Raw genomic sequence first — 11,104 nt, 5'->3', positions numbered from 1 at the left:
ACTGCGACGCAGGTCGGCGTGGCTCAGGGCGGCTCCAGCGTCTTCGGTGCCGGTGGTGCCGCTGCCGTCACCCAGCTGCTCGCGCAGGGCAACACCAGCTCGATCGGCTAAGTCAAACCCAACTGAGGAGGAAACGTCATGATTGAAGCGTACGAACTGATCGATATGGAACTCGACGCCGTGTCCGGCGGGATCTTCGACCTGAACAATCTGTCCAACAACATCGTCGCGCAGGCGAACTCCGCGACGCAGGTTGGCGTGGCTCAGGGCGGCTCCAGTGTGTTCGGTGCCGGTGGTGCCGCTGCCGTCACCCAGCTGCTCGCGCAGACGAACACCAGTTCGATCGGCTAACTCACGGATGCCCGCACACTCCCTGGCTGCGCCCTTGGAGTGTGCGGGTCGTCGTTTCGATCGAAAAGTGCGCTCGTATCGCCCCGCCGCTGGTAGGCTAGCGGTGAGGTTCAAGCAACTGCCGTTCGGCAAATTCCGCAAACGGCCCCCGCTCACTCATGAGTTCTGCGTAGCTCCCTGCTTGCACGACCTTGCCGCGCAAGAGCATGACTATACGGTCTGCATTGCGCACAGTGCTGAGGCGATGCGCAATTACGATCCGCGTGATGCTCAATCGTTCCAGCGAGGTGCCGACAATGCTTTGGGTTTGGTTGTCGAGTGCGCTGGTTGCCTCATCGAACAGAAGAAGTCGTGGTGAGCGAGCAAGGGCGCGGGCGATCAACAGTCGTTGCCGCTGACCGCCTGACAGAGTACTCACGCCTTCCGAAACCAGCGTATGCATGCCCATCGGCATCTGCGCGATGTCGGCATCCAGGGCCGCCAGTCGGGCGGCTTCCCAGGCCTTCTCGAGCGGCAAATCAACGCCGCCGCAAATGTTCTCGTAAAGGCTCCCGGTTGCAAGCTTGGTATCTTGCAGCACTACACCAAGCTGCCGGCGTACGGCACTGATGTCGAGGGTGTTGAGCGCCTTGCCGTCGTAAAACACGGTGCCGGCTTCGGCTCGCTCAAAACCGAGCAGCAAACGAAAGAGCGACGATTTGCCGCTGCCTGAAGGACCGACGATCGCGACGTAGTCACCCGTCGCAATGCTTAGGCTGACGTCATCCAGGACCTTCGGCCCACCCTCCATATAGCGGAAGACGATGCCGGAAAGTTCAATCTCTCCAGATAGTTCTCCGGGCGATCGTCGTTCTTCGGAGATCTCGGCAGGAGTGGACATCACGGGCTTCAGGCGGCCGAGGTGAGGAATGGCCACCAGGGATTCGCTGACGCTCGAGGCCCAACTGCCGATCGCGGCCGTTGTCTGTCCGAAGGCTGCGAGGAAGCCGAGAAAGGCGCCGAGGTCGAGCAGGATATGACTGTTTGTGTAGGAGGCAAGCGCAAAGATGGTCAACGTCGCCAACATCGGAAAAGCGGTGTCAAAGGTGCTCAGCGCGTTGGCCGCTTGCTGCGAGGCGATGAAATACCGCCTCTGTACGGCAAATTGTTGCGACCAGCGCGCTAACGCGCGCGCCGTTGCGCCTGCCACACGAAGCTTGCCGACTCCCGCGATCAATTGCAGGACAAAGCCGCTGGCCTTGCCTTGCAGGTTGAAATGCTTGGTTTCGTAGTAGAGCCGCACGGCGCTCGCGGCAAGAATTGCAGCCGCTCTAAGCATGGTGATCAGCAGTGCAATGCTGCCCAGTCGGAGGTCATAGTAGAGCATCAGCCCAATGCTGAAGAGACAAAAGAACGAGGCCGTAAAGCCGCCCAGCACACGTCCGGTGAAGATCCGACGCGTGGCGTCGATGCCCATGGCGCGATCAACCAAATCGCCGCTGGTATATTCGCGAAATAGAGAGGTGGGTAGCCGGAGCAGTCGGTCGATCAGCGCGGCCTGAAGCTTGTAGTCGAGCAGACCTTCGAGCCTTAACGTGACCCGACCTTGCATCACCTGCACGCTGGCGATCGCCACAGCGGTGACCGTCAGCGCAAGCGCACAAACAACGAGCTGGTCGATCTCGGTTCGCGGGATAACCGAATTGACCAAGACATTGGTGATCAGTGGCGGCATCAGCGACAGTAGGCCGATTACCATAACGGCCAACGCAATGCGCGCGATGCTGTCGGAAACGCCTCGCATGGCAAAGGCAAGCAGATCGCGATATTGGAGCGCGCGGGATGGCAACGCTGGATAGAAGGTGATAGCTTCGGGTTTGAGCTCGCCGGCAACGGAGCGATCGACCGAGCGGCGCCTTCCAACCTTTGGGTCGAACATCGTGTAGGTGTTCGCTCGATTGCGCACCAGGGCCACTGGAGTACGTTCGTCTCCACGCCAACCGAGGAGCGGTCCGGCATCGGTCTTCCACCAGACGTCGCGCAGGAGCACACGACGAATCCGCAATTGGGCTGTGCGAGCGATCTCAAGAATTTCGCTGAAGGCCTGTCTTGCGGGTTGAGCGCGCTGCGAAAGCGCAACCGGTATTCCCAGTTCTTCTCCGACAACACGGCAACTGCAAAGCAGCGGGTCTGCCGGATCCCATTCGGATTGCGCGCGATCCGCTCTTCTGACCACGACGTCAGAGAGCCGCTCAAAGGAGTCGAGCGTTTGCGACACAATGAGTTCACCACGCCGGACCAGGCGTTCTCGCTCCCGCGTGACGCCCTCTGCGAGGCTGCGCTCAAGATGGGAAATGAATGCAATCTGGAATCCGTCAATGGCGGGCCAGAGAACCGGGGCATCGGGTGGGTTCGGGTCCAGACGCAATCTGCACCCGTGCTCGCCGGCTTCCACCCACATCCCACCAGTCAAAGGGAAGGGAGGCTGCCCGGGAGCGAAGCTCGAGCCGGGGTCCATGAGCCTTGCTGACCCGGTTTCGAGGTGTGCCCACAGGAGGCCCCGCATCGGACCGCGACGGCGCTCGCCCGGACGGAGTTCAACCGCCTCGCCGATCACCAGTTCGGAAATGACTTCGTTCGCCGCCGAGCGAACCATGAACGTTGCCAAATGGGCAATCCAGCCAGACACAGGGCCAAAGGACGTTGCACTGCGCGGCACCTGCACAAGCACAGTGCCAGGAGGGCCGACGGCGATGACTTGCAATCGGCTGCCCAAGGTTTCGCAAGCATGATGCAGGTCCAGAATGCTCTCGCCGTTTTGGACGCGAAATAAATGCTGGCGCATGCCTGTCGGCTGAACTGCAAACAAATCGACGTGGCTGGCAGCCACCTGAAGAACGTGTTCGTGGTCGCTGAGAAGCATCGGGCGACGGGCATCGAGCGCGGTTCGGTGCACCGCGTCTTGATACCCACCGGAATTCTCGCCGACTAATCGATCCGTCATTCGCGCGCCACCAGTTTGGCATAGGAGCCGTTAAGCGCAAGGAGCTCTTCATGAGTGCCGCGCTCAAGAATGTGACCGCGTTCGAGCACGATGATTTCGTCGCAATCGCGTATCGTACTCAAGCGGTGGGCGATGATAATGCAGCTGCAGCCTCGGCGCCGCAGGTTGTCGTCGATGGATTTTTCGGTGATTGGATCAAGCGCAGCCGTCGCTTCGTCCAAAATCAGGATCGAGGGATTGCAAACCAGAGCTCGGGCGATTTCGATGCGCTGACGCTGACCACCGCTGAAGTTCGTGCCGCCCTCATTGACGTGGCAGTCATAGTTGCCTGGTCTGGTCGCAAGGTCTTGGTGAATCAGTGCGTCCTTGGCCGCCGTCAGCAGGTCACGCTCATCAGTGGTTGAATCCCAGAGGGTCAGATTGTCTCGCGCGGTTCCCTCAAACAGAAAGACGTCCTGGTCGACATAAGCGACGGAGTTCGCAAAAACGTCCGCAGGGACATCGGTCAGCTTCCACCCATCAAAACGAATCTCGCCGGACCAGGGCTTGTACAGTCCGCAGATCAGTTTCCCGAGGGTCGATTTTCCGCTGCCCGACGCCCCTACGAGTGCCACGCGTGAACCGGCGCGGATCACCAGCGAAAGATCCGCCAAAAGCGGCGGTTCGAGCACCGAATAGCCGAAGCTGACGTTGTGAAGTTCGAGGCGGCCGGTAAGCTTGGGGGGCAACGCAGCCGCATGTGTCGGCGGTTGCGGCACGAGCGGGTATCGGTAGACATCCTCGAGCCGTTCGAGCGCTCCCTTGATCGTTTGCAGGCCGCCGAAATAGTTCACGAGGTTGGCGAAAGGCTCGGAGAAACTCAATGCTAAGGATTGGAAGGCCACGAGGCTTCCCAGTGTCAGGGAGCCCTGAATGACGCGCAGGCCGCCGACGCCAAGAATCGCCGCGATCATGAGGCCCGAGAGCAGGGTCGGCACCATGTCCAATATGACGGCGGAGGCGCCGAGTCTTTGCTCGGCGTTGAGGTTCCTGGCTTGAAGACCGGCCCATCGGCCGAAAGCGTCGTCTTCCAATCCACTTGCTTTGATGGTTTCGATAGTCCGTACCATGCTCACGGTCGCGCCGAGCAGTCTTCCCTGATCGAGCGCCAGCCGATAGCTCAGTTCCTGGCGGCGAGAAGCGACAAGCCGCAGGAGCAGGACATTTATCAAAGAGATTGCGACGCAAAGCGCGGTAAGACTAACGTCGTAGACGGCCATGGCCGCGGCGAACAACACCACCGACATTAGGCTCAGCGCATTGGCGGCAATGCCGTTTGAAAGCAGCCGGGCGATTTGCTCGTTGGCTGCAATACGACTTGCAATGTCTCCGGCGTGGCGTTGGGTGAAGAATTCCAGCGGCAGCATCATGAGGCGCCATAGAAAGCGGCTGGTCATCACGACGGCGAGCTTGGTTTGTAGCCGCAATAGAAGCGATTGGCGTAGGATGATCAGAACGGCCCGCAAGGTAGCCGTCAGCGCCATGCCGATCAGGAGCGGCACAAGCCAGCTGCGCGTGTGCTGGATCAAGATCTCATCAACAAAGATTTTTGAGAATCCTGCGGCAACGATGTTGGGGAAGACCGCGGCGGTGCTGACAATAACCAGCAGGGCCACCGCCTGCTTTGACTGTCGCAGCTCCTGCATGAGCAGGCTTATGCCCTTAGGTTTGCTGCCAACCTTCTCGAACCTTTCGCCCCGTTCAAACACGAGAACGACGCCGGTGAAGGCGAGGTCAAGCTCGACCAGATCGATCCGCCGGCGTCCGCTCGCGGGGTCGTTTATATAGGCGCGCTTCTTGTCAATTCCTTCCAGGACCACGAAATGATTGAAATTCCAGTGAATGATGCATGGGGTTGGAATCTCTGCGAGCGCCGGAGGTTCGACGCTGTAGCCCTTCGCCGTCAGCCCGTATCGGCGCGCCGCTCTGATGATGTTGCTCGCCTTGCTGCCGTCGCGCGATACGCCGCATGCGATACGAAGCTGCTCCAACGGAATCCACGCACCGTAATAGCCGAGGATGATGCCAAGCGCTGCCGCTCCGCATTCGACGGCTTCCATCTGCAGTAGGATGGGTGTCCGCCGGATGCGTCGGTCCGGCAACCAGCTCGCCATGCGGCTGACGTAAGATTTTGGTCGGCCGCGTTCGTTGGTTGGCTGGTTTGGAGAGGGCTTATCCATCAATTCCCGTGAGGTGCTTGAGCAGGGGTATCACCAGATCGAGCGGGCGGCGCCGGCGTGTTGTGATCTCGGCCCGCGCCAACGTTCCGCTCGTGAGATGAATGTTCGGCCCCTCGCCAACCGCCCATGTATATCCGGTTGCAGTGGAGGTGTCCTCATCGAGTGCCACCATCGCGGCGTAAGGCGCACCGTCGCGCGAGAAGCGCGTAACCAGGCTGTCGTTATGCAGCAGCGCACCCATGCCTTGCGGCGTCATCGGGAAATCGGAGATGCTGACCACTTTGCCCAGCATCATGCCAAATTCCTCGCGCTTCACCGTGCTCGGCTCCAGTTGCACTTGCATACCAGGTTTGATCTGTTTGCCCCGTTCGGCAGAAACATAGACGACGGCTTGGAGCTTGGTGCCTTCGCTTTCGATCGCGATAACTGGTGTGCCGATGGCTAGCACCGAACCAGGCGAAATCTTCACTTCCAAAACCCGCCCGTCCATCGGGCTGATCACCTGAGTGTTCTGGCTCAGCTGTTCGGCGGCGGCATTCATTTGCCGCCGGGCCTCGTTGAGAGCAAACTCGGACTGCTGAATTTCGCGCCCGCGCTCCGTTTCAAGGTCCGTTTTCTGCGACCGCAGCTTCAAGATCTCGTTCTGGGCATCAGTGCGGCGCTGTTGCGCATCGGTCAGCTCCTGACGTCGCTCTTCCAGATTGCGCCGCGTCGTATATCCCTTGGCCAGCAAATCCTCCAGGTTTTTGACGTCGACGGTGAGATACTCGAGACGTTGGGTCGTTGCCTTGATCACCTGTTGCAGGGCGATTTCAAGCTTTGCAAAGTTCTGGCTCTTCGCGGCGAGCTCGCTTGCAGCTTTCGACACCCGATCGGCATGCTCCCGCTCGCGTTCATGAAAGACCTCGGTAGCCGCGTCGTGCTTTTGCTGGATCTCGGTCTGAACGATCTGAGCGATGGGTTGGTCCTTCTTGACGTGATCGCCGACCGTGACTGCGACCGACTGCAGCCGTCCGGCCGCGGCGGATACAGCGTCGACCACCTTACCGCCGCTGCCAATCAGGATACCCTCGCCCGAGACGCGAGTGGGCACGCGCCCGAAGATGCCCCACAGCACGGCTGCCACCAGCGCAATGCAGAGCACGAGGGTCAGAATCCAGTCAGCGGGCTTGGTGATAACAACAAGATGATCGAGCTGCTCGGGAGACGCAGCCCGGTCAAGGGCCGCGGCGCGAAACGCCCGTTGCGGCCCGTCGGTCATGCTCCTATGCTCCACCTTTGGGAGCGGTTCAGACGCCGACATGTCTGCACGCAAAGCCAGTGTGAACGGAAGTCGACGATGGCTGATCTTTGCACAGAATCAAACGTCCAACAATAAGGGGCGAGCAGGGAAGGAGCAGCTGGAATGCGCGGGCTGACGGGCACCACGATGTTTTCGTTCCCAGCGCGAGCGCACCGAAAGCTACGGGCCGCCGGCTTGGGGCTTGCTTTGGTTTTGCCCGGCGTGTGCAGTGCGGGCGTCCTCTCCGAGAGCGAGTTTCGGCAGGCGGAGAGCCTTAGGCCGCTCTTTGCCAACCTCATGAACGACCTTGTCGCAACAGCCAAGCGTCCTGATGTTTCCAGCGGCGACGCCGAGTGTGTCAACACGACTGTCCGGGAACTTCTGCAAATCTCCGACGAACTCGCAAGCTACGAGTATCTGATCACCATGGAGAAAGATCTGACCGACTTCGGCGACGAGAGTCCGATGCGGGACGTCCTCAAGTTTGCCGTCGACAAGAGCAGCACGATCCTGATCAGCGAACGAAAACGATTAGTGCAGATCTCCGAGCGGTGTACCAAATACCCATTGGGGCAAGGCAAGATTGATCAGGCAGTAACCGTCATCGACACGACGACAGGCATATTGGCTTCGATTCGAGGTCGCCTTTGAGCGCTCGCGCAGCGAGCAATCTCTAGACCCGGCAGTCACAGGTGCCCCGATCAGCCAGTCAGTAGCGAAGTACCGTCGAAAAGCTAGTGCCGCTTTTTGTAAGCCGCCGGCTCCAAGCGTCCGGCCATGTAGGCCCCGACGGTCTTTTGATCGAGGTTGCTGGGCGATGGCGCTCACCAGCAGACCCTGACGATGCAAATCGAGGATGATGACCGGTTCCCCAAGTGTGATCACCGCGCCTCTGCGGCAGCAGCGTGAACGTCTCGGTGCTCCGGCCGATCCACCTGGGTCTGCCGGGACGAAAACTAAACGCGCAAACGCCACAACTGCAGTGATTACTTCACAATGATCAGGCCGGTCTGCGTGCTTGATCGGCAACCCGAGGCTCCCCCCGCAATACTTATGGCGGAAATGTCCGCTGAGCTTCGCCGCTTGCCACCGTCGGGCGCGAAAGTATATTTTCTCGATGGCTGTCAGTTCGCCGGATCTGAAAGCGTTCTTGCTTGCCACACCGTTTTTCGGTGGTCTGTCAGACGCGAGTTGCGATCTCTTGATCTCGATGCTGGTCGAGCGCCGCTTCGACGTCGGTGACACCGTCGTCGCGGAAGGAGAGCAGGGGCGCTCGATGTTCGTTGTTCAGTCCGGCGAGCTCGTCGTGAGCAAGCTTGCGAGCTCGGGGCGCGTAATTCCAATGGCTAGTCTGGGGCCCGGAGACTTCTTCGGCGAAATGACGCTTATCGAAATGCAGAACCGGTCAGCGACCATCGTCGCGCTGAGCCCAACTCTGCTGTACGAGCTCACGGCTCGACAACTTTACGCTTATTACAAGGCCGATATCCACGCGTATGTGATGGTAATGCAGAATGTCAACCGCGAGCTTTGTCGGCGGCTTCGTCGCGCCGACAATCGCATCGCCGAGTTGCAGATGCATCACGAGAGCCGGTGACGAAGTGAGTGATGTCTGGTTTCGGCGGCCACTACGTGATTGACCGCGCGCGAGACTATCTGGCAAATTCGCAACGAGCGATTGAAATCGCGCGACAATTAAATTTTTTTGATATCGGCGGCCTACAGCAAGGCCGTCTCCCGGTCCTGAAGCTATTTCGCGAAGGACCGCCGCCAGCGCGTGCCCAGTGAATCATCCTCGATCATTCCCCTGCATTAGGCTGACTCAAGCAAGGGCAGCTCGCGGAGCTCTTCGAACAAGTGTATCCCCAGCAGGACGGATATGCGCCGCTGATGCTCTGGCTCGAGAGACCGGAAGTCAGCGCAGCGCTTCAGAGATCCACCGGCGCGCTAGGCGCTAGCCGAAAAGTTTTCTGAAGGCGCATCCTGCTGTTGACCTTGGGATGGACCCCGGCCTCGATAGAATGCATCACGATCAAGGTTTTTCCTGCGAGTAGGAACAAATGGCAATCGTCGGATTTGTTTGTGTAATGAGGGTCTCCGTCATGCTCACGAAGCCACGACGTCCGATTAGAACGGCACTGGATCTAGCGGATGCGAGGCAGGTCAGATCCGTGAAAAAGCGCCTAAAGATAACCGACGGCGATCTCGCGCGGATTGTCCAGAAGATCGGCCCCTCGCTGGCGGCGATTGCAAAGGAAGTCGCGCTAGAGAAGGCGGCCCTCGCTGAATTAAGAGTGAACGAGCCGAGCTCGTTGGCGTAATTCCGCCTTGGGGACTCGGAATGGACGACCCTCACCAACCGAACACCATCATCACTGCTGCGATCTGCCAGTTCTTCAAGGATCATGCTGCCGGGCCCATCAGTATCGAGGAAGCCAAGATGCTCGGTAAAGAAATCATTGGGGCGCTAGATTCGGCTGGTCCTCAAGTGACGTCCGCTAGTCAACGGGACGACATCTGAGCTGCCGATGCTGTCTTGGCGGGATGCCTCGCAATTCGATCGCCAGTTCGGAGAAGGGGGCTTCTCCACCTTTGGCCTTCAGCGCCCTCAACACAGCGAATTCGCCGAAATTGGCGCCATTCTCCTTTTCATGCGCGAGGCCGTCCGTCCTTCAGCGGGTTCGCCAAACGCTCGACGCGCTCGGAAACCGTGAGCTTCGCATAAGACATAGGGGATGTGGAGCTCTGATTAGCCTGCTACGGCGGCCGGCAGGGCACCGGAGGGATCGCGTGCAGGAATGGTGTGATTGGAATGCAGGAGTATGGTGAGCGCTACACGAGACGACAACAACACGCAACGACACAGGGTGGTCTTCGCATAGGTTCATTACGCGAACCGCGTCTCTCGCGACGAGTTCGCCCGGCCACGTTCCACGCGTGTGTGATGGTAATGCAGAATGTCAACCGAGCTTTGTCGGCGGCTTCGTCGCGCCGACAATCGCATCGCAGAGTTGCAGATGCTTCACGAGAATCGGTGACGAACTCAGCCACTGGTTCCGCACGCGCACCGCCGATGCCGGCAAGCGGCCAAGCGCGGCGCATCGTCGCGCTGTGGAAAAAGAGCGTGACAGGCTCGCGAACGCGCTGGCCGAGTCCGAGCGCGAAAAGAAAGCAGCCGCGGAGCTTGCTGAAGCGCTTCTGGTCAGCGAAGAGCACAAAATTGCCGCTGCCACGGAAAAAAAATCCAGGAGCTAATTTGCGATTTTGCCGATAACGCTATCCCACAACGAAAGCCGTTAGCTGGTTCTCCCTTTGGGAAACCGGATTATGCCATAATCTATGTTTATGCGGCGCCACCGCGAAGGCGGGAGCTCATCGCTGTCATTGTCACGTTTGCTAGATAAATCGTCGGTGCATGGCGGATCGCTACATGATGGTTCTGGCAAAAAATCTGAAATGATCCCGGCGCCCTATGAGTTCCGATGAAGTCCCCGTTGTGAAAGGAAATCCGAATCAAGTTAAGTCCGTCCATTATCCAGCGAGAAACCCGCCATCAACGGCAACGACAGTCCCGGTTGCGTATTGCGAGGCCGGCATGCAGAGGAAGGCGACAGCGCCGGCGATGTCTTCCGGCTGTCCCCAACGCTTGAACGCGGTGCGGTCGGCAATGCGCTGATAATGCGCGCGATCGGTGCGGCCGGCGGCGTTGATCGCGGTCTCGACATAGCCGGGCGCCACCGCGTTGACGCGGATGCCTTGCTCGGCCCATTTCAAGGCCAGCGCCTTGGTCAGCATCACGACGCCGCCCTTGCTGGCGCAGTAGGCGGGAATCCGCGGCAGCGCCAGCGTCGCGTTCATCGAGGCGATGTTGACGATCGAACCCTTCGTCTCCGCGAGACGCGGCTGAAACGCTATGCAGGTGCGGAACGTGCCGGTGAGATTGATGTCGAGCACCTTCATGAAGGTCCCGATTTCGAATTCCTTGTCGCGCGCGAGGATCCCGGCGCAGTTGATCAGGGCATCGACGCGCTGGTGCTTCCCCGCAAACGAGGTGACGGCAGCATCATCGGTCACATCGAGCGTCGCGAGCGTCAGCCCCGCGCGCGGCTTGAGGAGAGTACGCGCGAGGTCGGCCTTGTTCGCGCCGGTCGCAGTCACTGTCGCCCCGAGGTCGCAGAACTGGTTGCTGATCGCAGCACCGATGTCGCCAGCGCCGCCGATCACGACGGCATGAAAGCCGGGTGCGAGGGAGAAATTCGAAGTCATCCG

At 59.7% G+C, this 11,104-nt stretch carries 10 protein-coding genes; 6 read left to right on the top strand and 4 right to left on the bottom strand.

The features are described 5' to 3' along the window. Positions 1-138 precede the first annotated feature (138 nt). The gene (locus BM222_RS36545) at positions 139-351 is read left to right on the top strand and encodes a hypothetical protein (RefSeq protein WP_092239501.1); all 213 of its coding nucleotides are present in this window, start codon (positions 139-141) and stop codon (positions 349-351) included. Positions 352-448: 97 nt separating this feature from the next. On the opposite strand, the gene BM222_RS36540 is transcribed toward BM222_RS36545, so the two are convergent. From BM222_RS36540 to BM222_RS36530, 3 genes are read right to left on the bottom strand one after another with little or no spacing between them, the layout of a single operon-like run. Beyond that, entirely contained in the window at positions 449-3,334 is a 2,886-nt protein-coding gene (locus BM222_RS36540) for an NHLP bacteriocin export ABC transporter permease/ATPase subunit (RefSeq protein ID WP_092239500.1), read from the bottom strand. Continuing rightward, positions 3,331-5,553 carry an NHLP family bacteriocin export ABC transporter peptidase/permease/ATPase subunit gene (locus BM222_RS36535; protein ID WP_244547401.1) on the bottom strand — a complete coding sequence of 741 codons (2,223 nt, stop codon included), beginning with the start codon at positions 5,551-5,553 and terminating at the stop codon, positions 3,331-3,333. Before BM222_RS36535 ends, BM222_RS36540 begins: the two co-directional genes overlap by 4 nt. Beyond that, positions 5,546-6,814, bottom strand: coding sequence for an NHLP bacteriocin system secretion protein (locus tag BM222_RS36530; RefSeq protein ID WP_092239498.1), 1,269 nt, complete (start codon positions 6,812-6,814; stop codon positions 5,546-5,548). Before BM222_RS36530 ends, BM222_RS36535 begins: the two co-directional genes overlap by 8 nt. A 144-nt stretch (positions 6,815-6,958) precedes the next feature. On the opposite strand from BM222_RS36530, the gene BM222_RS36525 reads away from it, so the two are divergent. The 5 genes from BM222_RS36525 to BM222_RS41730 all read left to right on the top strand — a co-directional run bounded on the left by BM222_RS36525 (position 6,959) and on the right by BM222_RS41730 (position 10,090). Further along, a complete protein-coding gene (locus BM222_RS36525; protein ID WP_244547400.1) occupies positions 6,959-7,486 on the top strand; it encodes a hypothetical protein in 528 nt (175 codons plus the stop codon). A 466-nt stretch (positions 7,487-7,952) separates the two neighbouring features. Continuing rightward, positions 7,953-8,432, top strand: coding sequence for a Crp/Fnr family transcriptional regulator (locus tag BM222_RS36520; RefSeq protein ID WP_092239497.1), 480 nt, complete (start codon positions 7,953-7,955; stop codon positions 8,430-8,432). An 11-nt stretch (positions 8,433-8,443) separates the two neighbouring features. Beyond that, positions 8,444-8,623 carry a hypothetical protein gene (locus tag BM222_RS40615; protein WP_143106165.1) on the top strand — a complete coding sequence of 60 codons (180 nt, stop codon included), beginning with the start codon at positions 8,444-8,446 and terminating at the stop codon, positions 8,621-8,623. A gap of 553 nt (positions 8,624-9,176) precedes the next feature. Further along, positions 9,177-9,356, top strand: coding sequence for a hypothetical protein (locus BM222_RS36510; RefSeq protein WP_092239495.1), 180 nt, complete (start codon positions 9,177-9,179; stop codon positions 9,354-9,356). A gap of 416 nt (positions 9,357-9,772) precedes the next feature. After that, positions 9,773-10,090, top strand: coding sequence for a hypothetical protein (locus BM222_RS41730; RefSeq protein WP_092239494.1), 318 nt, complete (start codon positions 9,773-9,775; stop codon positions 10,088-10,090). Positions 10,091-10,366: 276 nt separating this feature from the next. Here BM222_RS41730 and BM222_RS36500 read toward each other — a convergent pair whose 3' ends face one another. Then, positions 10,367-11,101: an SDR family NAD(P)-dependent oxidoreductase gene (locus BM222_RS36500; RefSeq protein ID WP_092239493.1), complete on the bottom strand. Its 735-nt coding sequence runs from the start codon at positions 11,099-11,101 to the stop codon at positions 10,367-10,369. Between the last annotated feature and the right edge of the window lie 3 nt (positions 11,102-11,104).

Source organism: Bradyrhizobium sp. Gha, assembly GCF_900113735.1.
GTDB lineage: Bacteria > Pseudomonadota > Alphaproteobacteria > Rhizobiales > Xanthobacteraceae > Bradyrhizobium.
This window is presented reverse-complemented; position numbering and strand designations above follow the sequence as displayed.

Excerpts from the sequence above, each read along its gene's own strand:
- BM222_RS36545 (WP_092239501.1), top strand. The coding sequence starts at position 139 with ATGATTGAAGCGTACGAACTGATCGATATGGAACTCGACGCCGTGTCC.
- BM222_RS40615 (WP_143106165.1), top strand. The coding sequence starts at position 8,444 with ATGTCTGGTTTCGGCGGCCACTACGTGATTGACCGCGCGCGAGACTAT.
- BM222_RS36530 (WP_092239498.1), bottom strand. The coding sequence starts at position 6,814 with ATGACCGACGGGCCGCAACGGGCGTTTCGCGCCGCGGCCCTTGACCGG.
- BM222_RS36510 (WP_092239495.1), top strand. The coding sequence starts at position 9,177 with ATGGACGACCCTCACCAACCGAACACCATCATCACTGCTGCGATCTGC.
- BM222_RS36520 (WP_092239497.1), top strand. The coding sequence starts at position 7,953 with ATGGCTGTCAGTTCGCCGGATCTGAAAGCGTTCTTGCTTGCCACACCG.
- BM222_RS36500 (WP_092239493.1), bottom strand. The coding sequence starts at position 11,101 with ATGACTTCGAATTTCTCCCTCGCACCCGGCTTTCATGCCGTCGTGATC.
- BM222_RS36540 (WP_092239500.1), bottom strand. The coding sequence starts at position 3,334 with ATGACGGATCGATTAGTCGGCGAGAATTCCGGTGGGTATCAAGACGCG.
- BM222_RS36525 (WP_244547400.1), top strand. The coding sequence starts at position 6,959 with ATGCGCGGGCTGACGGGCACCACGATGTTTTCGTTCCCAGCGCGAGCG.
- BM222_RS36535 (WP_244547401.1), bottom strand. The coding sequence starts at position 5,553 with ATGGATAAGCCCTCTCCAAACCAGCCAACCAACGAACGCGGCCGACCA.